At 68.6% G+C, this 25,065-nt stretch carries 28 protein-coding genes and 1 pseudogene; 19 read left to right on the top strand and 10 right to left on the bottom strand.

Features of this window, described 5'->3' with window-relative positions; genetic code table 11:
- Window positions 1–191: 191 nt before the first annotated feature.
- Both BMY97_RS40360 and BMY97_RS40355 read left to right on the top strand, forming a co-directional pair.
- A complete protein-coding gene (locus BMY97_RS40360) occupies window positions 192–1,109 on the top strand; it encodes an NADP-dependent oxidoreductase (protein ID WP_091627864.1) in 918 nt (305 codons plus the stop codon).
- 333 nt (window positions 1,110–1,442) lie between these two features.
- A complete protein-coding gene (locus BMY97_RS40355; protein WP_177231774.1) occupies window positions 1,443–1,991 on the top strand; it encodes a TetR family transcriptional regulator C-terminal domain-containing protein in 549 nt (182 codons plus the stop codon).
- Window positions 1,992–2,001: 10 nt separating this feature from the next.
- Here the strand turns inward: BMY97_RS40355 and BMY97_RS40350 are convergent, their stop codons facing one another.
- A complete protein-coding gene (locus BMY97_RS40350; protein WP_091628226.1) occupies window positions 2,002–2,580 on the bottom strand; it encodes a TetR family transcriptional regulator C-terminal domain-containing protein in 579 nt (192 codons plus the stop codon).
- Between the two features lie 89 nt (window positions 2,581–2,669).
- Between BMY97_RS40350 and BMY97_RS40345 the strand changes: the two genes are divergently transcribed.
- Together BMY97_RS40345 and BMY97_RS40340 are read left to right on the top strand one after the other, a co-directional pair.
- Window positions 2,670–3,131: a small multi-drug export protein gene (locus tag BMY97_RS40345; protein ID WP_091628225.1), complete on the top strand. Its 462-nt coding sequence runs from the start codon at window positions 2,670–2,672 to the stop codon at window positions 3,129–3,131.
- 46 nt (window positions 3,132–3,177) lie between these two features.
- Entirely contained in the window at window positions 3,178–3,888 is a 711-nt protein-coding gene (locus tag BMY97_RS40340; protein WP_091628223.1) for a CPBP family intramembrane glutamic endopeptidase, read from the top strand.
- A 23-nt stretch (window positions 3,889–3,911) separates the two neighbouring features.
- Here the strand turns inward: BMY97_RS40340 and BMY97_RS40335 are convergent.
- Window positions 3,912–4,144 (bottom strand): annotated as a pseudogene (locus tag BMY97_RS40335) (aldo/keto reductase); the annotation flags it as partial.
- A gap of 20 nt (window positions 4,145–4,164) precedes the next feature.
- Between BMY97_RS40335 and BMY97_RS40330 the strand changes: the two are divergent.
- Complete coding sequence (locus BMY97_RS40330) at window positions 4,165–4,983, top strand: helix-turn-helix domain-containing protein (RefSeq protein ID WP_091628222.1); 819 nt, start codon at window positions 4,165–4,167, stop codon at window positions 4,981–4,983.
- A 5-nt stretch (window positions 4,984–4,988) separates the two neighbouring features.
- Here the strand turns inward: BMY97_RS40330 and BMY97_RS40325 are convergent, their stop codons facing one another.
- The gene (locus BMY97_RS40325; protein ID WP_091628220.1) at window positions 4,989–5,882 is read right to left on the bottom strand and encodes an SDR family NAD(P)-dependent oxidoreductase; all 894 of its coding nucleotides are present in this window, start codon (window positions 5,880–5,882) and stop codon (window positions 4,989–4,991) included.
- Window positions 5,883–5,950: 68 nt separating this feature from the next.
- Window positions 5,951–6,328, bottom strand: coding sequence for a hypothetical protein (locus tag BMY97_RS47940; protein WP_218156994.1), 378 nt, complete (start codon window positions 6,326–6,328; stop codon window positions 5,951–5,953).
- Between BMY97_RS47940 and BMY97_RS49720 the strand changes: the two genes are divergently transcribed.
- Window positions 6,327–6,929, top strand: a complete 603-nt coding sequence (locus tag BMY97_RS49720) for a helix-turn-helix domain-containing protein (protein WP_425425401.1) — start codon at window positions 6,327–6,329, stop codon at window positions 6,927–6,929. The two genes, BMY97_RS47940 and BMY97_RS49720, sit on opposite strands and share 2 nt — an antisense overlap.
- A complete protein-coding gene (locus BMY97_RS49255) occupies window positions 6,899–7,033 on the top strand; it encodes a hypothetical protein (RefSeq protein WP_281246961.1) in 135 nt (44 codons plus the stop codon). The genes BMY97_RS49720 and BMY97_RS49255 overlap by 31 nt, the downstream gene beginning before the upstream one ends.
- A gap of 3 nt (window positions 7,034–7,036) precedes the next feature.
- Here BMY97_RS49255 and BMY97_RS48875 read toward each other — a convergent pair whose 3' ends face one another.
- Complete coding sequence (locus BMY97_RS48875) at window positions 7,037–7,297, bottom strand: hypothetical protein (RefSeq protein WP_245787752.1); 261 nt, start codon at window positions 7,295–7,297, stop codon at window positions 7,037–7,039.
- Between the two features lie 535 nt (window positions 7,298–7,832).
- Complete coding sequence (locus BMY97_RS40310) at window positions 7,833–8,942, bottom strand: FAD-dependent monooxygenase (protein ID WP_091628218.1); 1,110 nt, start codon at window positions 8,940–8,942, stop codon at window positions 7,833–7,835.
- 118 nt (window positions 8,943–9,060) lie between these two features.
- Between BMY97_RS40310 and BMY97_RS40305 the strand changes: the two genes are divergently transcribed.
- Complete coding sequence (locus BMY97_RS40305) at window positions 9,061–9,981, top strand: TetR/AcrR family transcriptional regulator C-terminal domain-containing protein (protein ID WP_091628217.1); 921 nt, start codon at window positions 9,061–9,063, stop codon at window positions 9,979–9,981.
- 74 nt (window positions 9,982–10,055) lie between these two features.
- Window positions 10,056–10,454, top strand: a complete 399-nt coding sequence (locus tag BMY97_RS40300; RefSeq protein ID WP_091628246.1) for a hypothetical protein — start codon at window positions 10,056–10,058, stop codon at window positions 10,452–10,454.
- A 4-nt stretch (window positions 10,455–10,458) separates the two neighbouring features.
- Here BMY97_RS40300 and BMY97_RS40295 read toward each other — a convergent pair whose 3' ends face one another.
- Window positions 10,459–11,079 carry an SAM-dependent methyltransferase gene (locus BMY97_RS40295; RefSeq protein WP_218156990.1) on the bottom strand — a complete coding sequence of 207 codons (621 nt, stop codon included), beginning with the start codon at window positions 11,077–11,079 and terminating at the stop codon, window positions 10,459–10,461.
- Between the two features lie 610 nt (window positions 11,080–11,689).
- Here BMY97_RS40295 and BMY97_RS40290 point away from each other — a divergent pair.
- The 6 genes from BMY97_RS40290 (at window position 11,690) to BMY97_RS40265 (ending at window position 18,989) form a co-directional block, all read left to right on the top strand.
- A complete protein-coding gene (locus tag BMY97_RS40290) occupies window positions 11,690–12,979 on the top strand; it encodes a helix-turn-helix domain-containing protein (protein ID WP_091628213.1) in 1,290 nt (429 codons plus the stop codon).
- A 42-nt stretch (window positions 12,980–13,021) separates the two neighbouring features.
- Window positions 13,022–13,792 (top strand): toll/interleukin-1 receptor domain-containing protein, encoded by a 771-nt coding sequence (locus BMY97_RS40285; protein WP_091628211.1) that lies wholly within the window; start codon window positions 13,022–13,024, stop codon window positions 13,790–13,792.
- Window positions 13,789–15,774, top strand: coding sequence for a hypothetical protein (locus BMY97_RS40280; RefSeq protein WP_091628209.1), 1,986 nt, complete (start codon window positions 13,789–13,791; stop codon window positions 15,772–15,774). The genes BMY97_RS40285 and BMY97_RS40280 overlap by 4 nt, the downstream gene beginning before the upstream one ends.
- Window positions 15,771–17,021 carry a hypothetical protein gene (locus BMY97_RS40275; protein WP_091628208.1) on the top strand — a complete coding sequence of 417 codons (1,251 nt, stop codon included), beginning with the start codon at window positions 15,771–15,773 and terminating at the stop codon, window positions 17,019–17,021. Before BMY97_RS40280 ends, BMY97_RS40275 begins: the two co-directional genes overlap by 4 nt.
- A gap of 577 nt (window positions 17,022–17,598) precedes the next feature.
- A complete protein-coding gene (locus BMY97_RS40270; RefSeq protein ID WP_091628206.1) occupies window positions 17,599–18,405 on the top strand; it encodes a choice-of-anchor P family protein in 807 nt (268 codons plus the stop codon).
- On the top strand, window positions 18,402–18,989 hold the full coding sequence (locus BMY97_RS40265; RefSeq protein ID WP_091628205.1) for a class F sortase: 588 nt from the start codon (window positions 18,402–18,404) through the stop codon (window positions 18,987–18,989). Before BMY97_RS40270 ends, BMY97_RS40265 begins: the two co-directional genes overlap by 4 nt.
- Window positions 18,990–19,054: 65 nt before the next feature.
- On the opposite strand, the gene BMY97_RS40260 is transcribed toward BMY97_RS40265, so the two are convergent.
- Window positions 19,055–19,294, bottom strand: a complete 240-nt coding sequence (locus BMY97_RS40260) for a hypothetical protein (protein ID WP_177231773.1) — start codon at window positions 19,292–19,294, stop codon at window positions 19,055–19,057.
- A gap of 127 nt (window positions 19,295–19,421) precedes the next feature.
- On the opposite strand from BMY97_RS40260, the gene BMY97_RS40255 reads away from it, so the two are divergent.
- The 4 genes from BMY97_RS40255 to BMY97_RS40240 all read left to right on the top strand — a co-directional run bounded on the left by BMY97_RS40255 (window position 19,422) and on the right by BMY97_RS40240 (window position 24,060).
- Entirely contained in the window at window positions 19,422–20,804 is a 1,383-nt protein-coding gene (locus BMY97_RS40255) for an FAD-binding oxidoreductase (protein WP_091628203.1), read from the top strand.
- A 132-nt stretch (window positions 20,805–20,936) separates the two neighbouring features.
- Complete coding sequence (locus BMY97_RS40250) at window positions 20,937–22,706, top strand: MFS transporter (protein WP_091628202.1); 1,770 nt, start codon at window positions 20,937–20,939, stop codon at window positions 22,704–22,706.
- A 223-nt stretch (window positions 22,707–22,929) separates the two neighbouring features.
- Window positions 22,930–23,295, top strand: a complete 366-nt coding sequence (locus tag BMY97_RS40245; RefSeq protein ID WP_245787751.1) for a MarR family winged helix-turn-helix transcriptional regulator — start codon at window positions 22,930–22,932, stop codon at window positions 23,293–23,295.
- 99 nt (window positions 23,296–23,394) lie between these two features.
- On the top strand, window positions 23,395–24,060 hold the full coding sequence (locus tag BMY97_RS40240; protein ID WP_091628198.1) for a nitroreductase: 666 nt from the start codon (window positions 23,395–23,397) through the stop codon (window positions 24,058–24,060).
- Window positions 24,061–24,062: 2 nt separating this feature from the next.
- Here BMY97_RS40240 and BMY97_RS40235 read toward each other — a convergent pair whose 3' ends face one another.
- Together BMY97_RS40235 and BMY97_RS40230 are read right to left on the bottom strand one after the other, a co-directional pair.
- Window positions 24,063–24,728: a peptidylprolyl isomerase gene (locus BMY97_RS40235; RefSeq protein ID WP_091628196.1), complete on the bottom strand. Its 666-nt coding sequence runs from the start codon at window positions 24,726–24,728 to the stop codon at window positions 24,063–24,065.
- Window positions 24,729–24,754: 26 nt separating this feature from the next.
- Entirely contained in the window at window positions 24,755–25,009 is a 255-nt protein-coding gene (locus BMY97_RS40230; protein WP_091628242.1) for a DUF2631 domain-containing protein, read from the bottom strand.
- Window positions 25,010–25,065 lie beyond the last annotated feature (56 nt).

The following is a 25,065-nucleotide window of genomic DNA, read 5'->3' as shown; positions in this document are numbered from 1 at the left end:
TGAGTTCTGCGGCGTGTTCGAGGATGCGGGCCCGGGTCGCCTGTCCTTTGCCGGTGAGTTTCTGGGCTTCCGTGGTGGCTGCCATGGCGTCCACACTACCCCAGAGTGGGCTTGACAGCCCAGTATCGGGTCGTGTTCACTGCCGTTAGTGGGCTGGCAAGCCCAAAATCGGAGAGCTACGGAGGCATGCCATGAAGGCAATCGTCGTGACGGACCAGGCCGCGGAAGCTGCCGGCATCACGCTCGCCGAGCGGCCTGGGCCGGCGCCGGGGATCAATGACGTTGTGGTCGAGGTCCGTGCGTCGGGTTTCGTTCCGGCCGAGTGGGAGTGGGCGTCGACGTGGGTTGATCGTTCCGGTCGTGAGCGGACGCAGGCGGTCATCGGGCACGAGTTCGCCGGGGTGGTCGCTTCTCTCGGCTACGGCACGACCGGTTTTTCGGTGGGGCAGCGGGTTTTCGGGATCACGGACTGGCACCGTGACGGAACCCTGGCCGAGTACGCGGGTGTGGAGGCGCGCAGTCTGGCGCCGCTGCCGGGCAACGTCGACTTCACGGTGGGTGCGAGCCTGCCGATCTCCGGGTTGACCGCGTGGCAGGGCCTGTTTCAGCATGGTCGTGTTCGGGCGGGGCAGAGTGTCCTCGCGCACGGCGCCGCCGGTGCGGTCGGGTCCGTGGTGACGCAGCTGGCCCGGGAGTTCGGCGCCTATGTCATCGGTACCGGGCGGGCGGCGGACCGGCAGGCGGCGCTCGAGTTCGGCGCGAACGAGTTCCTCGACCTCGGCCACGACGACCTCGGCGAGGTCGGCGGGGTCGATCTGGTCTTCGACGTCATCGGTGGTGAGGTTCAACGGCGGTCGGCGAACATCGTCCGGCCCGGCGGGACGCTGGTGTCGGTGGTCGGCCCGGTGGAGGCCCGCCCGGCCGACGGCCTCGCGATCGACTTCGTTGTCGAGTCCGTGCCGAGTCAGCTGACCGAGATCGTCGACCGGGTCCGGGATGGCCGCCTCCGCACCCACATCGGCACCATCGTGACCCTCGACGACGCCATCCCCGCGCTCAACCCGACCGAACGACGCAAGGGCAAGACCGTCATCCGCGTGCGCCCCTGAGCACGCCGACCTCGCCGATGCGTGGGCCTCGACCAGGTGGCGCACGATGGCCAGGCCGCTGCCCCCGCCAGAAGCGGTCGAAGATGTTTCACGAGCTGATCAAAGTCCGCTAACGCCAAGCGCGAAGGATGCTTGCGACGCGAACTCGCGCCGCCGGTTGTTTGTCTGGTTGGTGACCGGTCGGCATCGTCCTTCGCGCTGAGTGCGCCTCGCACCGGTCGGTCGCCGATCGACTGCATGCGGCTGCGCTCCGTGTCGCCGACCAGGCAACGAGCCGCGCTATAGGATCATGCTGTGGTTGGGAATGCCGATAAGCGACAGCACATCCTGGACGTGGCGACGCGCCTGGCGCGCACGGACGGGCTCCGGGGCCTGAGTGTGCGGTCTGTCGCCGCGGCGGCGGGGGTGGGGGCGACGACGCTGCGGACCTACTTTCCCTCGCAGGCGTTGCTCTATCGCGCCGTCGCCGAGCGGCTGGTTTCCGTTGCGCTCAGCGATGACCGGATCCGGGATTCCTCGCTCGGCCCGGCGGAACGGTTGTACACGAGCTTGCGGCAGTTCCTCCCCAGCTCCGAATACCGGCAGTACGCCCTCACCGTCTGGTTCGAGCTGATCACCCTCGCGGTCGGGCCCGATGCCAACGCCGAGGTGCTCGAGCTGGTGAACTCCGGGCAGGCCGAATCGGTCTCGATCACGACCCGGTGGTTCAAGCAGCTGGCCGACGACGGGTGCGCGTTGCGAGAGTCCCCGGAGGTGCTGGCGGACCGGTTCGAGACCATCGTGGACGGGCTGCAGCTCCACCTCCTGCTCGACCAGGACGAAGCCGCGCTCGGCCGGGCGGACGACACGGTTCGCTGGTTTGTGGCACAGGCACTGGCCTAAGAGCGCGCCGTCACGGGGCGGGACGACGGTCGACCACCCGCTCGGCGAACCACCTGATCGTGTTCTTCGCGGCGTCCGGATCGGCTTGCCCAGGCTGGAACAGCGCCCGCACGTACAGCCCGTTGACGAGCGCCAGCGCCGATGACGCATAACCGTCGACGTCCTCGGGGCGAAGGTGGCCCCGGACGGCGAGGATGGCAAGCCACCGGCGTACGCGCTCGGCCAGTGACCGCTGGGCGCCTTCCACGATAGAGCGAGCCTCGGGGACCGAGGCGGACATCCGATGCAGCTCGAACCAGCCCTCGACGGCCGCCCGCCGCCCGTTCGGCGGCAACAGCTGAGCCAGGCACTCGAACAGCCGATCCGAGGGGTCGCGCCGGTCGTCGGCGATCGAGAGGTCGCCGACCGGACGGCGGGCCAGCTCCGTCGCGACCACCAGGTGCAGCTCGGCCTGGGTCGGAAAGTAGTGGCGAAGCGTCGTCGCACCGACGCCCGCCGCGGCCGCGACGGATCGCACACTCAGCGAACTGAGCCCTTGGGCCGCGGCCAGACGGAGCGCGGCCTCGATGATCTTCTCCCGCGTGGCCATGCCGACGAGCGTACCTGCACAGTGTGCGGTACGGTGTGCCGCACAGCGTGCGGGGCACGGCCCGGCCGAACCGGAAGAGGAAGAAAACCATGATCGAGAACCTGCAGCACTTCGTCGGCTCGTGGCCGGGCGCCCTCCAGTGGATCGGGATCGCGCTGATCGCGACCATCCCCTTCGTCGAGAGCTACATCGGCAGCGTGATCGGCATCGTGATCGGGGTTCACCCGGTCGTGGCGGCGATCTGCGCCGTGCTCGGCAACGTCGCCGTCATGCTCGCCATCGCGTTCATCACCGACTCCGTGCGCCGACGCGCCACGCGCGGCAAGGAGCGCACCACCACCCCCGGCAAGGCCCGCGTCAAGAAGCTGTTCGACCGCTTCGGCGTCCCCGGCGTGGCCCTGCTCGGGCACCCGACCCAGATCTCGACCGCCGCGCTCATCGCGCTCGGCGCGCCCCGCACCAAGGTGATCATCTGGGAGCTGATCTCCATCGTGCTCTGGGGCACGATCGTCGCCGTCGTCGCCGGGCTCGGCATCAGCGCCCTCGCCTGAACTCACGCAAAGCCCTCAATCCGACCGATACGAGAGGAACCGCAAAGTGGAGCTGGATGCCAAGACCATCGAGGCCGCCGTGGAAAAGCGGCGAGCCGGGTGGCCCGAGATCATCGTCGGCGCGGTCGTCTACATCCTGTCCTACTACCTCGGACCGCCGATCGTCAGCGCCATCACCCATGACTCGCCGGTCTCGAGCGGGATCGGCCTCGCCGTGCTTTCCGGGATCATGGGCCTGCTCGGCTTTTTCGCCGCTTTCGCCATCCGCCTCCGGGCCTGGCCCGCGTTCAGCGTCCGCGCCATCCCGGTCCGCTGGATCTTCATCGCGTTCGGCTTCGGCCTGCTCGCGCTCATCCTGAACCAGGTCGTCACCATCGTTTACGGGCTGATCAGCGGCGGCTCGGGCACCAACGTCCAGGGCGACTACCAGTCCGCGACCCACGCGGGCGGGCCGGCCTTCCTGTTGTATCTGCTCGGCATCGCCGTCCTGACGCCGCTCGGCGAGGAGTTCTTGTTCCGCGGTGTGCTCGCCACCGCGCTCACGAAGTACGGCTCATGGGTGAGCGTCATCGGCAGCACCGTCTTCTTCGCGCTGGCCCACGGCATCAACCTGGCCCTCATTCCCGCGATCGTCGTCGGCGGGATCAACGGCATTCTGCTGGTGCGCACCAAATCGGTGTGGCCGGGCGTCATCGTGCACGCGGTCAACAACGGTCTGGGCGCCATCCTCTCCCTGCTGATCGTCAGCGGTGGGTGACGCCTTCGGTGGCGAACACGGCGAGCTTCGACGATCTCTTCGATCGGCACACCGAGGTCGAATCGGTGCGCCTGGTACAGGTCGAGGTAGTCGGTGCGCAGCCGGTGTCCGACATCCGGCCCCAGACCGACTCGGCGGCACCGCGGCCGTAGACGTTCGCGGTGTCGAAGAAGGTGATGCCGGCGTCGAACGCGGCTTCGGTGCAGGCCCGGGCCTGGTCGGCCGGGACCCCGCCCGCGCAGGTCAGCCACGACCCGAGCGGCCTATCGTCGGGGTATGCCTGAGCACGCCGACACCGGGAAGCCCCTGGGCGCGTTCCTCCGGGCCCGGCGTGAGCTGCTGGACCCGGCTGAGCTGGGCCTGCCCGATTACGGCCGCCGGCGGGTTCCGGGTCTGCGCCGGGAAGAGCTCGCGCAGCTGGCCGGAGTCAGCCCGCATTACTACGCCCGGCTGGAGCAGGGCCGGGACCGCAACCCGTCCGCGGTGGTGCTCGAAGCGATCGCGAAGGCCCTGCGGCTGGACGAGGACGCGCTCGCCCACCTGCGTCAGCTGGCCGCGCCCCCGCCCCGGCGCCGACTGCGGGACACCGTCGGCGAGAAGGTGCGTGCCGGGCTCGCGGAACTCATCGGAACCTGGACGGAGCAGCCCGCCGTGGTCATCGGCCGGCATCGCGACGTGCTCGCCGCCAACGACCTCGCCGCCGCGTTGAACCCGGGATTCACCCCCGGGCGCAACCTCCTGCGTGACGTGTTCCTCGATCCGGCCGCCCGCGACGTTTACCTCGATTGGACCGCCATCGCGCACGGGGCCGTCGCCGGGGTCCGGTCCACTGTGGGCTCCGAACTGGACGATCCCCGCCTCACCGAGCTGATCGGCGAGCTTTCCCTGAAAAGCGGGAAATTCCGGGCGATGTGGGCCCGGCACGACGTGGAGGAGCGCACCGCCGGGATCAAGCGGTTCAACAATCCGCTGGTCGGCGAAGTCGTGGTGAATTACCAGGCATTGTCGGTGACCGGGGCGGTCGGGCAGATCCTGTACATCTTCTCCGCGGAACCGGGCTCGGCGCAGTCGCTAACTCCGCGCCGCCCCAGGTGAGGCACTCACTCGAAGGCGTTGACGCCGGTGAGTTCGGCCGAAATGTCCCACAGCCGGGCGGCCGACGCCGGGTCCGCCGCGTACGGGTGGAGGCCGGACTTCATCGCGTCCGGGGCGCCGGGGTCGACGATCTCGGCGACCTCGTTGTCCTCGAGGTAGACACCGCCCATGCCACGCAGGTGCCCCGAGGTCGCAGCCCAGGCGGCGGTCGCCGCACCCGCCTCCGGTGACTTCCACTCGATGAGGTGGTTCCCGTCCCGGTCGATCCAGCCGAGCTGGACCTGGTCCTCATGGGACACGTGACGCTGCAGGTTGGTCCGGATTCCGCCCGGGTTGAGCGAAAAGGCGTAGGCCTGCCATTTGTCGTACCCGCCGGCGAAGCCGAGATCGTCCCACCGGATGTCGGAGAACTTGTGCCCGCGGGAGGAAAACGCGATCACGCGGGCGCCATCGCCGGCGGACAGGGCGGGCCAGAGCCGGTTCGTCAACGCGAAGTGGCCGAGATGATTGACCGCGAACTGGAATTCCCAGCCCGGCCCGACCCGGCTCTCCGGGGCGGCCATCACACCGGCGCAGTTGATCAGGATGTCGATCTCGCGGCCGCCGTCGAGGAACCGGTCGGTGAAGGCCCGCACCGAAACGAGATCGGCCAGGTCGAGTTCGCCGATCTCGACCCGTTCGACGCCGTCGAGCGCCTTTTTCGCCTCGTCGACCCGCCGGGCCGGGACGACAACGGTCGCGCCGGCCGCGCTGAGCCCGCGTACGTCTTCGATCCCGACGCCCGAATATCCTCCGGTGACGATGGCGAGCTTGCCGGTCAGATCGGCGCCGTCAAGGACCTCGCCGACGGTGGAGGCCGGGCCGAATCCGCTGCCGATCGGATGTTGTTCACTGGTCATGACCCAACCGTAAAAAGCTTCGCCGCCGGCAGCCACGCCCTGGCAGGGCGACCATCCGAAGAGGACGGTCAGCCCGAGTGCCCGGCGAGCAGGGGACTGGTGGCCGCGAACGCGATGGTCGCGGCGCCCTGCTCCGGTGTCTTCCGGCCGCGGCCGGGGTCGATGATCGGCTCGCCGGCGTCGTCGATCAGGCCCATGGCCCGCTGCGCCGCCTCGCTCACCGACTTGTTGAACGCCATGGCGGGCGCGCTCCCGCCGGTTGCGCACATCCGGGGATCGGCCGACCTGCGCGGCACGATCCACCGGCTGTTCGACGAGGTGAGATCGGCTCGGATTTCGCGATCCGGCAGTACCTCCAGCTCTTGGTTCTGGAGCTGGTGCGCGCCTACGCCGGCCAGGCTCCGGGTGCTGACCGACGAGCGGCTGCGCCCGGCGATCGGGCTCATGCACGCCGATCCCGGAAAGCCCGGGAGCCTGGGCGTTTTGGCCCGCGCCGCCGCCATGTCACGCACGTCGTTCGCCGATCGTTTCCGGACCGTGGCGGGCGTCCCGCCCCTGACGTACCTCGGGCGCTGGCGGATGCTGCTCGTGCAACGGCCACTGCGCGACGGTGACGCCCGGGTCGCGACCCTGGCGTCGGAACTGGGCTGTACCTCGGAGCGCGCGTTCAAACGCGACGTCGGGCTTTCGCCGCTGCGCTACCGGCAGCGTCTGCGTACCCCTGGGCCGACGAGGGCACCCGCGAGCTGGCGGTTTCGGTGCTGGACACCGCGCCGATCGTGGCGGGTTCGACGGCGCGGCAGGCATTGCGGATCGACCTCGGCATCGGCCGGTGAAGGCGATTCCCGCGATCGGGAGCACGCCGGAGTTCTGGCTGCTCGGGTCGAGCACGGTCAGCGCTCGACTCGCCGGTTTCCTGGGCCTGGCTCGGATTCTCCTGCCGAGCCCGGACGAAGCCGCTTCCCGTCCTGGCACCGAGCTCGACGGCCGCTTCCTGGTGGGACCGGCTGCAAACCGTGCTCGACGAAACCGGTGCCGACGAGCTGATGGTGACGACCCCGGTTCACCACCACGCCGACCGGCGGCACTCCTACGAACTGGTCCGGGACGTCGCCCGGCGGTTGCGGGATCCGGCCGGGCGCCGATCGTGAAGCTCAGTGCGGAAACGCCCGCCGCGGCCGGTGGGTGCCGGTGTCGCGGTGGGCTTCGATGGCCAGCATCACGTCGATCATCGTTTCGGTGTCCGTGAGCTGATCCAGGTAGCCGACGGACGCGGGCAGGTCGACGGCGAAGTACAGGCCCATCAACGGGTTCACGAACAGCTCGCTCCCCTCGGTGCGCGTCGTGAAGGCCACGTTCCCGAACTCGCCGCGCAGCGCCGCCGCGATCTGGCCGTTCACGATGCTCGGCCGCATCGGCCTGCGCGTGGGCGACGGCGTCGACGTACGCCCGCGCTTCGGGCGAGGCCGACGGGATCGACAGCGCGCCGAGGTACCCGCCGGCCCGGTCGAGCGAGGCCAGGTTCTCCAGGACGTGCGCGTGGCAGACGCCGTGGTAGGCGTCGATGCCGAAGCCCAGGCAGACCACGAGCCGGTCCACCTCCGCCAGCCCGGACACCGCGGCGAGGCTGGTCATGCCTCCTCGGGAGTGCCGAGGCCGGCCTCGTCGCCGCGCATCAGGATGTCCCGACAGCGTGGGCTACTTCCCCGAACGCACGCTGTCGCGGTGGCTGGACGAGCAGGGCCGGCCCCGACTGTGCACGCGTTTCCCCGCACCTCGGCGTGGACGCGATCGTGCTGGTGGACGGTGGCACGGACAACGCCAGCGGCAGCCCGGCGTAGACGTCGAATCCACCGCCCGCCCCGGCGACGAGCACCGACGACGCGGATCTCAGGCGGGTGAACAGCGGGGGTTCGGCCAGGGAGAACATCATCCCGGCGTACGGCCGGCTCAGAGGGTGATGCCGTTCTTCGCCCGTTCCACCGACTCCTCGGCCGGCCCGCCGCCCGGGTTCTCCGTCGCCAGCGCCTGGTTCAGCTCGACGAACGGGCGCAGGCGGCGCTCGTAGGCGGCGAAGGCCGCGGTGTGGTCGACGCCGGAGCGGCCGAGTTCTTCGGCCAGCACGTAGGCGCCGACGAGCGCGAGACTGGTGCCCTGGCCCGAAAGCGCGGACGCGCAGTAACCCGCGTCGCCGACCAGCGCGACGCGGCCGGTGGTCCAGCGGTCCAGCCGGATCTGGGCCATGGCGTCGAAGTAGAAGTTCGGGGCGTCGGCCATCGCGGCGAGCAGCTTCGGGACCTCCCAGCCGGCGCCGGCCAGCCGTTCGGCGACGATTTCCTTCTGCTGCAGGGTGTTCCGGTAATCGTAGGTCAGCGTCTCGGCCATGAAGCCGAGCGTGACCCGCAGCTCGCTGTTGTCGCGCACCGGGTAGGCGACGCCGCCGGCCTGGGCGGCTTCGTCACGGAACCACACCTGCCAGTTGTCCAGGCCCAGCAGGTTGGGCGCCGGGAAGATCGCCAGGTACTGGCCCAGGTGGGTGGTGAACTCCGCCTCCGGCCCGAAAGCGAGGCGCCGCACGGCCGAGTGCACGCCGTCCGCGCCGATGACGAGGTCGAACGTGCGGAAGCCGCCGTGCTCGAATTCCACGCGCACGCTGTGTTCTTCCTGGTGCAGCGCGGTAATCGAGTCGTCGAACACGTACTCGACGCTGTCCTTCGTGGCCTCGTGCAGTATCGCGATCAGGTCGTCACGCAGCAGCTCGACGTCTTCGCTGTCGAGCCGGCCGCTGGTCGGAGCGTATTCCTCGGACCGGAACAGCTCGGCGCCCGCACCGTCCACCATGGACATTCCGCGCATCCGGGTGCGCGCGGCCCGCACCGGCCCGCCGAGGCCCATCCGGTCCACCGCCTCGAGCGCGGCGCCGCGGATGTCGACGGCCTGCCCGCCTTCGCGTGGGACGGCCGTCCGCTCCACCACGGTCACTCTGAAGCCCTTCTGCCGCAGGCCGTGGGCCAGGGCCGGGCCGGCGATACCGGCTCCGGAGATCAGCACGTCGCGCATGGTGTTCCTCCTGTTTCGGACGCTGTCTGCGTACAATCGACACAGTGGCATCAAGCTGCTCAGAGTGCCAAAACTGACCTAGTACAGTGGGCGCTCTGTACCAGGACAGGAGACGGGTGTGACCGAGCCGCGATACCTGGCCATCGCCGCCGAACTCCGGCGCCGGATCTCCGCCGGCGAGCTGGTCCCGGGCGCGAAGGCCCCCTCGACCCGTGGGCTCGCCGCCGAGCACGGCGTCGCGACGGCGACCGCGGCGAAGGCGCTGGGGGTGCTCGTCCAGGAGGGCGTGCTCCACGCCGAACCGCGCTCGGGCACGGTGGTCGCCGGCGGGCCCGGCGTCAAACGGAAGCCCGCGCCGCGCGGCCGTTCGGAGGAGCTGACGCGTGGCCGGATCGTCCGGGCGGCGCTCGAGATCGCCGACCACGAAGGGCTGGCGGTGCTGTCGATGCGCGGCGTCGCGGCCCGGCTCGGCGTGGCGCCCATGTCGCCGTACCGCCACGTCGCGAGCAAAGACGAGCTGGTCGTCCTGATGGCCGACGCGGTGTACGGCGAGCGCGGTTACCCGGCCCAGCCCCCGTCCGGCTGGCGGTCGCGGCTGGAACTGGGCGGGCGGACGCTGTGGTCGCTGTACCGGCGGCACCCGTGGCTCGCCCAGCTCGGGCCGGTGAACCGGCCGTTGCCGCTGCCGAACCTGGCCGTGCACGCGGAATGGGCACTGTCCGCATTGGACGAATTCGGCCTCGACGCGGCGGAGCTGTGCGATCTGCACGTGCTGTTCTTCAGCTTCGTGCAGGGCATCGCGGTCCACCTCGAACGCGAACAGCAGGCGCTCGGCAGCTCCGGGCTGTCCGAGGACGACTGGATGGCCAACCAGGAGCCGGCGCTCGCGGCGATCGTCGGCTCCGGCCGGCACCCGGTGTTCGCCCGGATGCTGACCACGCTGTCCGCCGAGGGGTACGACCTCGTGCTGGACAAGGTGTTCGAACTCGGCCTGTGCTCCCTCCTGGACGGTCTCGCGCTGCGTCTCGAAGGCCGCTGACGTCGCTCGTTGGGGTGTCCTCCCGCGTGTCCGGCCCGGCGGGCGGCGCCGGGACCGACACACTCTTCGCGGTGATGAACACGTCGATGGACGATGCCGGCCGCTGCCTGCTCTCGGTGGCCTGGAACATCCGGAGCAGCTTCTCCCGCGACGCGCCGAACAGCGTGGTCGATCGTCAGGAGCGGATCCGCGAGAACCTCCGCGACGTCTGCCGCTCGGCCGGGCACGGGGCCTGCGACTGGGCCGGCCGGCACGGTCCCGGCACCGAGGCCGACTACGTGCCGTTCCTGCGGCTGGCCGACCTCGCCTACGAGATCGACACGCTGCTGGCCCTCGTCGGCCGGTCGCTGGTTCCCGACCACGAGCGGGAAGCCCGCCGCTGGGCGGAGATCGACGTGCTCGTCACGCGCGCGGACGTGCTCGCGGAGGGCACGGCCGTTTTCCTGCGCGAGCCGGTCGCGCTGACCTGCTGACTGCTCACGGCTTCCGCCGCAGGGCGATGACGTTGTCGGTCACCTCGGCGACCTGACCGCCCGGGCCGGTGGCGGTGCGACGGGGCGCGTCGAGCCGCTCGACGCGCCAGCCCGGCCCGAGCCCGAGTTCGTCGAAGGTCTCCTGCGGCGTGGGAAAGACCTGATCCTGGTTCCAGGACCACGGCGCGGCCGAACCGTGGTCGACCACGAGCAGCAGCCCGCCGGGGACCACCGCCTCGGCCGCCCGGCGCAGCACCCGCTCGCGCGGGAACTCCACCGGGCTGTGGAAGTAACTGGCGGACACGAGGTCGAACGCGCCTTCGGGGAAACTGCGCGAAAGATCGTGACAGGCCAGGGTGATCCGGTCGGCCACCCCGTCGGCCTCAGCCGTTCCGGCGATCCGCGCCAGCGCCGTCTCCGACACGTCGACCGCCGTGACGCGCCAACCGCGCGCCGCGAGCCACCGCGCATCGCCCCCGTGACCACACCCCAGGTCCAGCGCCGTGCCCGGCTCAGGGCACAACACGGGAACCACGTCGGCGAAGACCGCGTTGGGCCGCGTCCCCCAGCCCGGATCCGTTTGCCGGTAACGGTTCTCCCAGAACTGCGTGCTTTCGGTGGCCATCGTGGTGCTTCCGGGGAGGGGGTGCGGGTTCCAGCGTCGGACTGATCGGGTCCGGGGCGCAAGGGAAGTTGCCATTACCGCAATCTTTTCCTCAGGCTTCGGCATAGCCGGCGGCTCCCGCGCGAGCCGCCCGCATCCGCGATTCGTGAAGGGTCGGCCCCAGGACGAGGGGGTTTCCCGTTTCCTGTTGAACAGGCAACGGGAAACCGTCTCTTTGCGCTCGCCTTCGCCGGCGTCCGGCAGCCAGAATCCCGTCAAAGCAATCTCGGTTCTTCGGATGACGAATGATGAGGTGCTGCGATGTTCGCGCACAGGGGCGCGCTGAGGATTCCAGCAGGATGCCGGAACGCTGGAGCGGCGAGTGACGAAGTGGGCGTCGGAGTCAACCGCCCGGTTGTCGACTGGCCGCGCGTGAGAGCGCCGGGTCGTGCCTTTTCGTGCTCAACGCGGGGCTGATTTTCGTTTCATGGCTCCATTAGTTGTAAATCGACGTTTTTGGGTGTCCATGAGGGCACCTCACGTGCTGCACTGATCAGTAGTCTGTTCCGCAGGCCTGGACCACGGTCGCTTCCGGCCGTCGGGTCGGGCGACGGGCAACGGGGAGGGACACGTGGCTGATGGCAGCGCACTGTTCGGCACAGAGCTTCGGCGGCTGCGAGCAGAGGCTGGTGTTTCACTGGCTCAGTTGGCCTCGGTGGTGCACTACAGCAAGGGGTACCTGAGCAAGATCGAGAACGGGCACAAGCAGCCCCACCTCGATCTCGCCCGTCGCTGTGATGCGGAGCTGCACGCGGGCGGGGTACTGGCCCGGCTGTTGGTGGCGCCACCTTGCCATACGCATCTCGCCGAACCTTCGGACGACGAAGAGGTGTGGATGATGAACCTGGCGGCAGACGGTGAGGGGCTGTTCCGGCCGATGGCCAGGCGCGAAGCACTGGCGCTCGGCGCCGGAGCGGCATTCGGTATCGGGATGGGAGTGCCCACTCGCGGTAGGAGTGTGCAGCGGACCGCGATCGGTGTCTTTCGTCGTCAGTTCGATCAGCTGCGGATATTGGGCCAGTCGGCGAGTCCTGACATCGTCCTGCCTTCTGTGATCGCGCAGACCCACTCGTTGCGCGTTCTTGCCGGGCAGGCGAGCGGTGCGGAGGCCGCGGAGCTGCTCCAGCTAGCCGCCCGGTGCGCCGAATACGCCGGATGGATGACTCAGGAAGCCGGGGACGAACGCGGAGCCCTCTGGTGGACTGACCGGGCTGTGGCGATGGCAAAGTCGGCGGGTGATCAGGATCTGGCGGAGTACGCGCTCGTCCGGCGCGCCTTGGTGGCCTTCTACCGCGACGACGCGGATCAGACGATAGCTCTTGCCCGGCAAGCCCAGGAAGGAACCGTGCCACCAAGAATTCGAGGTCTGGCCGCGCAACGCGAAGCACAAGGCTTCGCGCTCGCGGGAGACTATGACTCGTGCATGCGCCTTCTCGACCGGGCCCGGCCTTTGCTGCAGAGCAGCGTAAACGAGGCGCCCGGTCTCTCCGCGCCAGTCCTCGGTACCACCAATCTCACTGACCCGGCGGCGATGACCAACGGCTGGTGCCTCATCGATCTCGGACGCCCGCGTGATGCGGTGGCAATCCTCGATCACCAGGTCGGACTGGTTCCGGAGCACGCCCTTCGCACAAGAGCCCGCTACGGCATGCGCCAAGCCCTTGCCTATGCCTTGCTCGGCGAGATCGAGCGCGCCTGCGAAATAGCCGGCGACCTCATCGAACCGATGTCGATCGTCGGCTCGGCGACGGTCGCCAAAGACCTGCGGCGGTTCAAGCAAGTCCTGTCGCGTTTCCACCGGCACAGCTCGGTCAGAGACCTCTACCCGCGCCTCACGGCGGAGCTCAGCGCCGTCGGCTGACGACCACTGTTTCCACGAATCCCTGAGGAGGGACTACTTGTCATGCCCGAAATCTTCGTGAACTACCGAACTGGCGATGGACAAGACCTCGCGACGATTATCGATCGCGACCTTCGCGACCGCTTTGGTGGCGAGCACGTCTTCATGGACCACCGCTCGATTCCCGCGGGCGTCAAGTTCGAGAACATGCTGACCAGCGGCGTCTGGGGGAGCAAGGTGCTCCTTTGCGTGATCGGGCCGACCTGGCTCACCGCAGCCGATGCGGAGGGACACCGCAAGATCGACGACCCGAAGGACTGGATCCACCACGAGCTGCACCTCGCGTTCGAGAACGGTGTGCACGTCATCCCCGTCATCGACGAACGGGCCGAGACACCGCTCCGGGTCGAGGAGCTGCCGAAAAGGATCGCCAAACTGGCGAGCTGCCAGTATCGGACTTACCGGCATCGTGAGTCGGACTCCGTGTTGGACCGCATCGCGCACGACATCCTGGACATCGTCCCCGGTCTGGTCGACCGTCGGGAATCGGCTGCGCGACCGGCGAACTTATCCGGAGTCGAAACGCGTGTACAGGGCAACGGCATCGGCGGTATCTGGAGCAGCGGCCCGATCGTCGCCGGTCCGGGAAACCAGTACCACGGCGACGTGTTCGGCGGGTCCAAGTTCAACGGGCCCGCCAACACCGGACCCGGCACCTTCAACAACGCCGATCACATCACCACGAATGATCACCGGACGGTTTCACCGGTGGACAACGCCAACCTCGAAACGCCGCGAGCTTCGCACGATTCCGGGGAAGAGGAGATCCGGTGATCACGGAGGAACGGTCGCCCTCCGACTCTTCGCAGGCCGCTCAACCGCACATCCAGCAGAACATCCAGTATCTGATGTTCGCGGCCATCGACTCGACACGCCGTCGTGCGCTGAGTCAGGTCGATGATGCGGATCTTACCTGGCTGTACCGCAGGTTCGAGCCGCCCGAAGGCTTCGGTGAAGCACAGGACAAGCTGGAGCGACACGGCGTCGTCTTGCTCGAAGGCGCGGCCGGCAGCGGTCGTCGAGCGGCAGCGAAAATGCTCCTGCGGCTTCATCTGGACGCCGAACATCGGTTCTGTACCCTTCCGGCTGACCTCGATGGCGGCAGTATCGACGTCTCGAACGTCGAACGGGGAGATCTGCTCCTTCTTGATCTGTCGACTGTGGAAGCAGCCGAGTACCTCGTGCTTCGATCAGCACTTGCCGGGCTTCGCGCAGATGCTCGTCAGCGGGACGCCAGACTGGTCGTCATTCTGAATCCGCAGTTGGAGATGTGGGCAGAGCGTGACGAGACACAGCAGTACCGCGTGAGAATCGGCAAGCCGGACCCCGAACGGGTCGTACAGCGGCATCTCGCCGGCGAGCGAGTTCCGGTCAGTTCTGCGCTGCCACAGGCCGCCGGGCTGCAGACGGTGTTGAGCAAGTCGAGTATGACCAAGCTGGCCTGGTTCGCCGAACTGACGCACCTGCTCTTCGGCCGGGCCGGCAAGGACAGTGACCTCGCGGCAGCCCTCAAGCTGGCACTCACTGCTCTGGTGGACCGAAGTGCCGAGGTCAAGGGCGACCTTGCAAACCGCACGGACGGTATGTCACGCGCTCTCCTCTTCACCGTCGCCATGCTCGAAGGCGTGCACCTCAATGCGGTTTTCGAATCGGTCCGGCTGCTCTTGTCCAAAGTCGGCCATCCGGAGGAAGAAGTTCCTTCATTGGAGCGTCAATCTTTCCTGGCTCGGCTCCATGACGTCAAAGCCGAGGTCACGGATACCAGGCAGGTCGGTTTCCGCGAAATCGGGTATGGGGAAGCGGTCGTCTCCTACTTCTGGGACAACCACCTCGACCTTGTTGGTGCCTTCCGGGACTGGGTCGACGAGCTGGTCAGGACCTGCTGGCTCAGCAGGCCGGAGAAGGTGGCCCTGGCCGAGCGGGTGGCCGGTCAATGTCTCCGAACGGATAACCCGAACCTTCTGGCGGAGCTTTCCGGGAGTTTGGCTGCCGGGGATTCCGAAGACCTCACCCCGGTCATCAGGAACCTCCTGAGCGCCGGGCTGGCCAATCTGGCGCATGGGCGAGTCTTCCGCCGCCGGATCTACGACTGGGCGAAGGACAGCAAACAGCCGAAGAACTTCGCTGCTGTTCTGGTGGACCTGTGCTCGGTGGAGATGGCGCGGTCCTACCCTGAGGAGGCGCTGACCCGTCTCCGCCATCTCTCGAAGCGACTGCCTGGCGAACTTGACGAGCAGGCGGTGGCGGCTCTGCTGAGACTCGCCTGCGGCGATTTGCGACTTTTCCGTCGACTGCTTGAACGCTTGTGTCCCCGGGAAGCTCACTACCCACGGCCGGCCGATCTCAAGATCTTCCTCATGCTGGTCGAGCCGGCCAGATTGCTGCAAGTGGACAACCAGGGCCATCCCTACCTCTCCGATCGGGCGGTTCGGCGCAGCGTTGTAGATGGCTGGTCCGACGTGTTGTTCACCGAGCGGGGACCTGATTGGCCGGGGGAAGTCGGGAACTACCTGACCCTCTGCTCGTCGATGCCGGAGGCGCAGGCGACGTCGGCTCTGCGCGTGATTGTCGAGGCTGCCGGCAGTGACGGTGTGAAGCTCGCCGAAATCTACGTCGTCGCACGAAATTGGGCGAGCACCGGTCCTGACCGGGGAACCAGGACGGGCCTCGCCCTTCGGTTCAGTCAATTGATCGACAAGGCGCAAGGCGTGGGTGCGGGCCCTTCGGAGCTTCGGTATCGAGAGGAACAGCGATGACTTCTTCGGATCGGACGATCCTTTCCACCGCGATTGCAGCCTGTGCCGGGGTGCCACTGGTGCTTGGCTTCGCCCTGGGCTGGCCGATCTGGCTGCTGCTGGCGTTGCCGCTGCTGATCATCCCGGTCGCGATCCGCGCCAAGATCAAGGAACGGCTCATATGGGAGCAAGATCTGGAAGCTCGGATGGCTGCGCGCCGCGCCTCGGAGCCGATCGTCGAGCCGCCGCAACCGGAGCCCCGCAGGTTTGAGGAGACGATGGTCATGCCCACCGAGCTGGCGAGTTCCTGGAGTGACTACCGGTTCGTGTTCGCGGCCAAGGTCTGGTGGCGGCCACGTCTCGGCGCGAACGTTCCATTGCACGCCAACATGGGAGCTGTGGCGATCGACAGGGTGGTCGACCGGGCCAAGGAGGCCACCGTCCGCGTGTCGCCGTATGAGGTCACGGAGATCAGGCACCGGCTGAACAACCTGCTGGGCCAGGTGGTGACGGACAAGTCCGGGATGATCGAGATCTCCGCGGGCGAGGTGCAGCTGGATCTGGATCCTGCTGATCGTGAACGGCTGGAGATGTTCGCGAGGACCCGCAAGGATGCCGCGGTCTGGGAGTACGAAAGGCGACGTGAGCAGGACAAACGTCGCTATCTCGGTGAAGACGTCCTCAGTGACACAGGCAGTGCGGTGGTTTGGTGGCTCGTGCGCCAGCAACACGATGTGAAGAACGTGGTGGCCGACATCGAGACCCTCGCTCGGCTCACGGCCGCGGCCAACAATGTTCCGGGCTCGACGCTGCTCGGCGGTCACATGTCCGGCGACGGCGACCGCGACTCCGGCTACGTTCGGTTCCCCGTCGTCGACGGTGAGATCGTCGATCCCGCCGTCGAGAGGGCGGAAGCGACCCCTCGCGCTACCCCCGGTGACTTCGTGCAGATGATGATGGAGGAGGTAGGGCTGTCCCCGGACGCAGCCGAAGGGGAGCTGTTCGTGGAACGGCTTGCCCAAAGCTTTCAAGCAGCTGGCCAAACCGAGGCCGCTGCTGACCTTCGCGCCCGCTTCAACACCTTGGACCCGACCATCGACGACGACGTCGCGGCGTCCTCGTCGGCCGAGGGCGATGTCCCGTCGGCTGTATCGGCACCCGCAATCGCGGATGCGGAAGCCGGGTTGTTCGAACCACCCGGCGACCCAGATTCGACTCAGGGCTCGGACGACGGTGACGTCTCGGCGTCGGCCTTTCGTTCGGAGTGATGGTGGCGGCTGCTTGCCGATCGCTGGGACTTGGCGGTCGGCGAGTAACCGCCTGGGTTATGTCATCCCGCGGTTCCGGTCGAGTGGCTATGTGGTAATAGCGGTGACGACCGGCCCGAACGGCCGCCAACGCTCCATAGTGGACAATTTCCGTGATGCGCCGGTTATCTGCGGGTGATCACCGAAGACGCGTTTTCTCCGCGGATTCCACCGTGTCTGCCGAAGCGGGCGACGGTAGCGGTCACATCACGGTGAGTGTGCAGATGTCACGCATTGCAGGATCACCCCTCGGAGTGGTCGGCGCGGCAATCCCTGGAAAAGTGCAAGGTTTCAGTGGCTCTGAGTAGGGAAATCCGGCCGACGCCGCCGCGTTACATCACTCTTTAGTGGTGAAATTGCGGAAAACGTCGTCACTGTGGCGGCTGATCCGGCGCCTCGCGTTGACGATCTTGTTTTGTTATTCCCGGGGCCCTTGCTAGCGTCGCAGTCTCGCTGGTGATCGACAGTTACGTCCGGTCACGCGCGGATTCGGGGATCCGACGGCGGGATCCATTCTTGATGTTCGGAAGGACAATTCATGCGCTCTGCCCTGCTGCGCGGACGGACCTTCGTGGTCGCTGCTCCGGCACTGGCCCTGCTCGCCACCGCGGCCACTGCGGCCCCCTCGGCCGTCGCCGCCGATTCGCCTGCCGGGTCGGCCTACGGGGCGTCCGCCTCGGTCTCCCTGCTTGCCGGAGTGCTGGGGGACAAGGGGATTTCCGTGGAGACGGGCAAGATCGCGCCGTCCAGCACCGACGGGCCCACCTCGGCCTCGGTCGTGGACGTGCCGCTGAAGGGCCTGATCACGGCCAAGGCCGTCACCAGCTCCGCGAAGCAGGACGGCGACGGGCCGGTGCAGGCCAAGGCCGCCGTCGTCGACGCCACCCTGCCGGTGCTGGCGGCGCTCGCGGGCAGCACGCCCAAGGCCAGCGTGATCAGCTCCGAGTGCAAGTCGACGGCCGACGGCATCACCGCGTCGTCCGACCTCGCGAACCTCGACCTCGGCCGGATCGGCAAGCTGCCGGTGGGCACGGCCCCGAACCAGAAGATCGGCGTGCCGGGCGTGGTGCAGGTGATCGTGAACGAGCAGATCAAGCACGCCGACGGCAGCCTCACCGTCAACGCGCTGCACGTGAAGCTCCTGGGCGGCAAGACGCTCGGCGCGCTGGGCAGCGGCGACATCGTGCTCGCGTCGTCCACATGCGGCAAGGTCGCGCCGGCCGTGGTCACCACGCCGACCGCGCCCGCCAAGCCGCCGGTCCAGGGCCCGGGCCAGGTCACGGTCGTGCCCGCGGGCGCGCCGGAGACCGGTGACGGCACCCTGGCCGCGGTGACCGAGCAGTGACCCGTTCCCGGTTCGGGCTCTTCGCCCTGCTGCTCGCCCTCGTCTCGAACTTCGCGCTGATCGGCTGCGGCTCCTCCCCGGAACCGGCGAAGCCCGCGCCCGCCGCGGCCGCCGCCCCGGCCGCCGGGCTGCCGCGCTCGGTCCCGGTGTCGGTCGACGTGCCGAGCATCGGCGCGCACTCCTCGCTGGTGCCGCTCGGCCTCAACGCCGACAAGACGGTGCAGGTGCCGCCGGTCGACCAGCCGCTGCAGGCGGGCTGGTACTCCTACGGCCCGACGCCCGGCCAGGTCGGCCCCGCGGTGGTGCTCGGGCACATCGACGGCAACCACCAGAAGGGCATCTTCTGGCGGCTGCACGAGGTGAAGAAGGGCGACCGGATCGTGGTCGGCCGCCAGGACGGCTCGAAGGCCACCTTCACCGTGAGCAAGGTGGACCAGGTCGCGAAGCAGTCGTTCCCCACCGAAGCCGTGTACGGGAACACCACCGCGCCGGAGATCCGGCTGATCACCTGCGGCGGCGCGTTCGACGCCTCGGCGCACAGCTATCTCGACAACATCATCGTCTACGGCTCGCTCGACACCTGAGCCGTAGCCCCGCGAAAGGGGCCCTGGCGTCCGCCCTCCCCTGCGGCCGCCAGGGCCTCTTTCCCTTAGCTGGCGACCAGCGCCAGCCCCGCCGCCGTGAGCACTGCCGGCATCCGCAGCCCGGGCCGGCCCGGGCGCTCGGAGCGGACGAAACCGCCGTGGGCCAACGCGTGTGCGGCGTACTGGTCGCAGCAGGGGAGCCCGTCGACGAACAGGTCCGGCTCGGCCCCGTAGCCGATCTCGCCGCGCCCGGCGGCGACGGCCCGGAGCATCGCGATCGCGCGTCGGCTGATGGTGGTTTCCATGGCTGCCTCCTTGGCGGCTCCGCTCGGTGGTCTTGCCCATGCGTCGAAGGAGCGGCCGCCGTTTCGACAGTCATTCGGAACCCGGACCTAATCTGACGGGAAAGCCTGCGACGAAGGGATCCGCCCGATGCTGATCGACGACCTCCAAGCCGTGCTCCCGGGGGACCGGATCGTGCGGGATCCCGACGTGCTGCGCAGCTTCGCGCACGACGAAGCGGAGTGGGCGCCGTACGCGCAGCCCGCCGTGGTCGTGCGGCCGCGCACGGCCGACGAGGTGCAGGCGACCGTGCGGCAATGCATCGAGCACGCGACGCCGCTGGTCACGCGCGGCGCGGGCACCGGGCTGTCCGGCGGTGCGAACGCCGTCGAAGGCTGCGTGGTGCTGGTGCTGGACCGGATGACCGCGATCCGCGAGATCGACCCGGTCGAACGGCTCGCGGTCGTCGAACCCGGGGTGGTGAACGACGATCTGCGCGCGGCCTGCGCCGCCCAGGGCCTCTGGTACCCGCCGGACCCGGCCAGCTCACCGTGGTCGACGATCGGCGGAAACGTCGCGACCAACGCGGGCGGCGTCTGCTGCGTGAAGTACGGCGTGACCCGCGATTACGTGCTGGGCCTGCAGGTCGTCACCGGCACCGGCGAGCTGGTGCGGCTCGGCCGGCGCACCGCGAAGGGCGTGGCGGGCTACGACCTCGCGGGCCTGATGGTCGGCTCCGAGGGCACGCTCGGCGTGGTCACCGAGGTCACCGTGCGGCTGCGGGCCCAGCGTGCGCCCGAGCGGACCGTCGCGGGTTACTTCGATTCCACCGTCGCCGCGGGGGAAGCCGCCGCCGCGATCGCCGCCGCCGGCGTGGTGCCCTCGGCGCTGGAACTGGTGGACCGGCACTGCCTGGCCGCCGTCGACGCGTGGAAGAACATGGGCCTTTCCGCCGACGCCGAGGTGGTGCTGCTGGGCCGCAGCGACGCGCCGGGCGAGGCGGGGGACCGCGAGGCCACCGTGATGCTGGAGTGCTTCGAGAAGGCCGGCGCGACCTGGGCGGCGCAGTCGTCCGACCAGGAGGAGGCCGACGCGCTGTTCGCCGCCCGGCGGCTCGCGTACCCGGCCCTGGAGCGGCTCGGCCCGGTGCTCACCGAGGACGTCTGCGTGCCGACGCACCTGGTCCCGGAGATGCTCGCGCGCATCGACCTCGCGGCGAAGCGGCACGACACGCAGGTCGCCAACATCGCGCACATCGGCGACGGCAACCTGCACCCGCTGCTCATCACCCCCACCGGGGACGAGGACGCGCGGCGGCGCGCGCAGGCGGCGTTCGACGACATCGTGGCCGACGCCCTGGCGCTCGGCGGCACCGTGACCGGCGAACACGGGGTCGGCCTGCTCAAGCGGACCGGCCTTGTCCAGGAACTCGGACCGGGTGTCCTGGAGTTGCACCACGCCGTGAAGAAGGCCCTCGACCCACACGGAATCCTCAACCCGGGGAAGGTGCTCGGCCCTCACTCGGACGAGTGAAAGTAAACAGTCCATAAAGGACGTTCAAGTGATTGTGACCGGTCTCTCGCAAACGATTCCGAAACTTGGTTGCCTTACGCAAGCAAGTTGCTTAGCCTAGCTAAGGGAACTGAGCGAGAGAGGTCTTCGACTGTGGCGGAGCGCAGGACTTATTCGGTCGCGGAGCTGGGGCCGCGGTACAAGTGGATCGCGCTGTCCAACACGACGCTGGGCATGCTGATCGCGACCATCAACTCGTCGATCGTGCTGATCGCCTTGCCCGACATCTTCAAGGGCATCGGGATCAACCCGCTGGAGCCGTCCAACACCAGCTACCTGCTGTGGATGATCATGGGATTCCTCGTGGTCACCGCGGTGCTGGTGGTGAGCTTCGGGCGGCTCGGCGACATGTACGGGCGGGCCAGGATGTACAACCTGGGCTTCGCGGTCTTCACGTTCTCGTCGATCATGCTGGCCATCACCTGGTTCGACGGTGACGCGGCCGCGCTGTGGCTGATCGGCTGGCGGATCGTGCAGGGCGTCGGCGGCGCCTTCCTGATGGCCAACTCGTCGGCGATCCTGGCCGACGCCTTCCCGTCCAACCAGCGCGGCCTGGCGCTGGGCATGAACGGTGTCGCGGCGATCGCCGGCTCGTTCCTCGGCCTGGTCATCGGCGGGGTGCTGGCGCCGATCGACTGGAACCTGATCTTCCTCGTGTCGGTCCCGATCGGGGTCATCGGCACGGTCTGGGCGTACCTGAAGCTGCACGACACCGGCATCCGGAAGCACGCGCGGATGGACTGGTGGGGCAACATCACCTTCGCCGTCGGCCTGATCGCGGTGCTGGTGGGCATCACCTACGGCATCCAGCCCTACGGCTCCTCGCCCACCGGCTGGGGCAGCCCGATGGTGCTGTCCTGCCTGATCGGCGGCATCGCGGTGCTGATCGCGTTCATCGTGATCGAGACCAAGGTGGACAACCCGCTGTTCCGGCTCTCGCTGTTCCGGATCCGGGCGTTCAGCTGGGGCAACCTGGCGAACCTGACCGCTTCGCTCGGGCGCGGCGGGCTGCAGTTCATCCTGATCATCTGGCTGCAGGGCATCTGGCTGCCGCAGCACGGCTACACCTTCGAGCAGACGCCGCTCTGGGCCGGCATCTACATGCTGCCCATGACGGTCGGCTTCCTGGTCGCCGCGCCGACCTCGGGCATCCTCTCCGACCGGATCGGCAGCCGGATGCTGGCCTCGACCGGCCTGGTGCTGACGGCGATCACCTTCCTGCTGCTGATCCTCCTGCCGGTGAACTTCAACTACTGGGCGTTCGCGGCGATCCTGCTGATCAACGGCATCGGCATGGGCATGTTCTCCTCGCCCAACCGCGCCGAGGTGATGAACAGTCTGCCGGCCGACGCCCGCGGTTCGGGCGCGGGCATGATGACCACGTTCCAGAACGCGGCCATGGTGCTGTCGATCGGCTTCTTCTTCAGCCTGATCATCGCGGGCCTGTCGAACAACCTGCCGGCGGCGATGAGCGCGGGCCTGACCGCCCACGGCGTCCAGCCCGGCCCGGCCGACCAGATCGCGCACCTGCCCGCGGTCGCCGTGCTCTTCGCGGCGTTCCTCGGCTACAACCCGATCCAGCAGCTGCTGGGCGGTCAGCTCGCCACCCTGCCACCGGACCAGGCCTCGTTCCTGACCGGCCGCAGCTTCTTCCCGAACCTGATCTCCGGCCCGTTCCAGGACGGCCTCGCGGTGGCGTTCGGCTTCGCGATCGTGGTGTGCCTGATCGGCGCGGTGGCTTCGCTGCTCACGAAGAGCAAGAAGGCGGTCGCGTCGGAATCGGTGGGCGAAGAACTGGCCGCGGTGGCCGGCGAGTCGGGCGGCGGGCCCAGCGAGCTGGTGGCTCCTTCCAGCGAACGGTAGGGCCTTCTTTCGGCCGAGGGCCGGGCGTCGCCTGCGGGCGGGGTCCGGCCCTTTCCCGTCGCACCGGGATTCCCGCAGGTGATTCTGCCGCTAACGTGTTCTCATGCCCGCCTCGACTCCTCGTGGAACCGCCGCTTCCCGCGCGACGGACCGTCCCGGGGATGAATCGCCCTTCGCTCTCGGATTGTTGCTCCGCCGGGCGCATTGGCGTGCGGCCGCGCTCATGACGGAGGCGCTCCGGCCGCACGGCATCGAGTTGCGGCATTTCGCCGCGCTGATCGTGCTCGTCGATCGCGGGCCCACGGTGCAGCGGGACCTGGCGGCGGCGACGGGCTCGGACAAGGCGGGAATCATGCGGGTCGTGGACGACCTGGAGCGCCGGGGGCTGGCCGTGCGCAAGACCGTTCCGGGGGACCGGCGGGCGCGGGCCGTGGAGATCACGCCCGAGGGCGTTGAGCTGTTCGACGCGGTTCATGTGACGGCAGAGCCACTGGCCGGACCCCTGGCCGCCGAGCTGCGGCCGGGCGAGCTGGAGCAGTTGACGGATCTGCTGACCCGGATCGCCTACCCCGCGGACAGCGGGGCGTAGGCGCGCTCCTGTTGCAGAGATAGTGTCGATCAATATGGTATCGAGTGATACTATCTTGAGTGAAACGGAGATGAGCACGTCGGGCGGAGGCAGGCGACCTTGGACGTCTATGAGGCGGTCACGAGCCGGCGGGCGGTGCGCGGATTCCTCGACCGGCCCGTCCCGAAGGAGACGCTGGAGCGGGTCCTGTCCGCCGCGGCCTGGTCGCCGTCCGGATCGAACCTCCAGCCATGGCACGTCTACGCGGTGACCGGCGGGCCGCTGGCCGAGATCAAGAAGCGCGCCGCCGAGCGCTTGGCCATGGGGGATTCCTGGGACGAGCCGGAGTACGAGCAGTACCCGTCCGGGCTGAAGTCCCCGTACCGCGAGCGCCGATCCGCTTTCGGTGAGCAGCGCTACGGCGCACTCGGCATTCCGCGCGAGGACATCGAGGCGCGCCAGCGGGCCGCTTCGGCGAACTGGGACTGCTTCGGCGCACCCGCCGCGCTGTTCTGCTACCTCGACCGCGACCTCGGCTCGCCCCAATGGTCCGACGTCGGCATGTATCTGCAGACGGTCATGCTGCTGCTGCGCGCCGAAGGGCTGCACAGTTGCCCTCAGATGGCGTGGGCGAAGTTTCACCGGACCGTCGCGGAGGTGCTTTCACCGCCGGGCGAGTTGATCCTCTTCTGCGGTATGTCGATCGGCACCGAGGACGTCGCAGCCGATTCCGCCCGCACCGGCCGGGCGCCGCTCGGCGAGACGGTCACCTTCGTCGGGGAGTAGCTCTACCAGCCGAACGAAGCCCGCTCGATTTTCACCGGGTGCTTGGGCGCCCCGTCCAGCGGCCCGTTCGGGTCGGTCGGGATGATGCCGTCCGCCACCATCCGGTCCAGCGCCGACATGCCGCTCACCACGGTCCCCAGCACCGAATACTGCGCCGGGATGTGCGCGAAGGAGTGCACGATGAAGAACTCCGAGCCGTTGGTTCCCGGACCCTGGTTGCCCATGGCGACGGTGCCGCGCGGGTACGTTTCCGCGCCGGTGACCTCGTCCGGGAACTTGTAGCCGGGGCCGCCCTTCTCCACTTCGTAGATGTCACCGCACTGGAGCACGCCCAGCCGCGCCGAGTTCGACAGGCGCCAGCACTGCGAACGGTCGTAGAAGTGCTGCAGGACCAGGCTCGCCATGTTCGCCACCGCGCACGGGGCCGCGCCGCCGCTGTTCAGGCGCATCGTCACCGGGCCGTAGTTGAAGCGGAAGGTGACGTCGATGGTCCCGCGGGTGAGGGCGAACGGCAGCGGCCGGACCACCGGGCGTGCGGCTGGGTTGTCGGGCGTCGGCGTGAAGGAGCACCGGACCACCGGCGGTGCGGGAGCAGCGGTGGCCGGGGCGGCGAACAGCGCCACACCGGCCACGACCGAAAGAACGAGAGCAACCCAGCGCGACTTCATAAGCCCGCAAGGTAGCGAACGGGGAACTACTTGCGCCAGGCCGTGCGGCGCTTGCGGATGTCGAGCACCAGCAGGAACGCCAGGAAGATCGCCAGGCCGACGAGCCAGACGTTCTCCGTGTTGTTCTCGTGGTTGCCCTTCAGCATGAGCAGCAGCACGACGACGCTGATCCAGCCGGCGACGCGGGTGGCCTTCGGGAACGAGCCGTGCCAGCCCCACTCGGCCGAGGGCTCGTCGCGGGGGTCCACTTCGGGCCGCTTCTCGATCGCCTTGCCTGCCACGATCACTCCTCCTGACCCGCTGAACCTCGTACGCCGCAATGATCCCACACCGCCGG

The sequence above is a fragment of the Amycolatopsis saalfeldensis genome (assembly GCF_900110575.1).
In the GTDB taxonomy this organism is placed as follows: Bacteria; Actinomycetota; Actinomycetes; order Mycobacteriales; family Pseudonocardiaceae; genus Amycolatopsis; species Amycolatopsis saalfeldensis.
The sequence above is the reverse complement of the archived record's forward strand: the minus strand, read 5'-3'. Positions and strand labels throughout refer to the sequence as shown.

What these genes read in the sequence shown, in the direction of transcription:
- BMY97_RS48875 (WP_245787752.1), bottom strand. Translation starts at nt 7,297, where the DNA reads ATGCGGCCGAGCATCGTGAACGGCCAGATCGCGGCGGCGCTGCGCGGC.
- BMY97_RS40345 (WP_091628225.1), top strand. Translation starts at nt 2,670, where the DNA reads ATGATCGAGAACCTGCAGCACTTCGTCGGCTCGTGGCCGGGCGCCCTC.
- BMY97_RS40245 (WP_245787751.1), top strand. Translation starts at nt 22,930, where the DNA reads ATGACGGAGGCGCTCCGGCCGCACGGCATCGAGTTGCGGCATTTCGCC.
- BMY97_RS40350 (WP_091628226.1), bottom strand. Translation starts at nt 2,580, where the DNA reads ATGGCCACGCGGGAGAAGATCATCGAGGCCGCGCTCCGTCTGGCCGCG.
- BMY97_RS40360 (WP_091627864.1), top strand. Translation starts at nt 192, where the DNA reads ATGAAGGCAATCGTCGTGACGGACCAGGCCGCGGAAGCTGCCGGCATC.
- BMY97_RS40285 (WP_091628211.1), top strand. Translation starts at nt 13,022, where the DNA reads ATGCCCGAAATCTTCGTGAACTACCGAACTGGCGATGGACAAGACCTC.
- BMY97_RS40300 (WP_091628246.1), top strand. Translation starts at nt 10,056, where the DNA reads ATGAACACGTCGATGGACGATGCCGGCCGCTGCCTGCTCTCGGTGGCC.
- BMY97_RS40330 (WP_091628222.1), top strand. Translation starts at nt 4,165, where the DNA reads ATGCCTGAGCACGCCGACACCGGGAAGCCCCTGGGCGCGTTCCTCCGG.
- BMY97_RS40275 (WP_091628208.1), top strand. Translation starts at nt 15,771, where the DNA reads ATGACTTCTTCGGATCGGACGATCCTTTCCACCGCGATTGCAGCCTGT.
- BMY97_RS40325 (WP_091628220.1), bottom strand. Translation starts at nt 5,882, where the DNA reads ATGACCAGTGAACAACATCCGATCGGCAGCGGATTCGGCCCGGCCTCC.
- BMY97_RS47940 (WP_218156994.1), bottom strand. Translation starts at nt 6,328, where the DNA reads ATGAGCCCGATCGCCGGGCGCAGCCGCTCGTCGGTCAGCACCCGGAGC.
- BMY97_RS40270 (WP_091628206.1), top strand. Translation starts at nt 17,599, where the DNA reads ATGCGCTCTGCCCTGCTGCGCGGACGGACCTTCGTGGTCGCTGCTCCG.
- BMY97_RS40260 (WP_177231773.1), bottom strand. Translation starts at nt 19,294, where the DNA reads ATGGAAACCACCATCAGCCGACGCGCGATCGCGATGCTCCGGGCCGTC.
- BMY97_RS40255 (WP_091628203.1), top strand. Translation starts at nt 19,422, where the DNA reads ATGCTGATCGACGACCTCCAAGCCGTGCTCCCGGGGGACCGGATCGTG.
- BMY97_RS40235 (WP_091628196.1), bottom strand. Translation starts at nt 24,728, where the DNA reads ATGAAGTCGCGCTGGGTTGCTCTCGTTCTTTCGGTCGTGGCCGGTGTG.
- BMY97_RS49720 (WP_425425401.1), top strand. Translation starts at nt 6,327, where the DNA reads ATGCACGCCGATCCCGGAAAGCCCGGGAGCCTGGGCGTTTTGGCCCGC.
- BMY97_RS40295 (WP_218156990.1), bottom strand. Translation starts at nt 11,079, where the DNA reads ATGGCCACCGAAAGCACGCAGTTCTGGGAGAACCGTTACCGGCAAACG.
- BMY97_RS40310 (WP_091628218.1), bottom strand. Translation starts at nt 8,942, where the DNA reads ATGCGCGACGTGCTGATCTCCGGAGCCGGTATCGCCGGCCCGGCCCTG.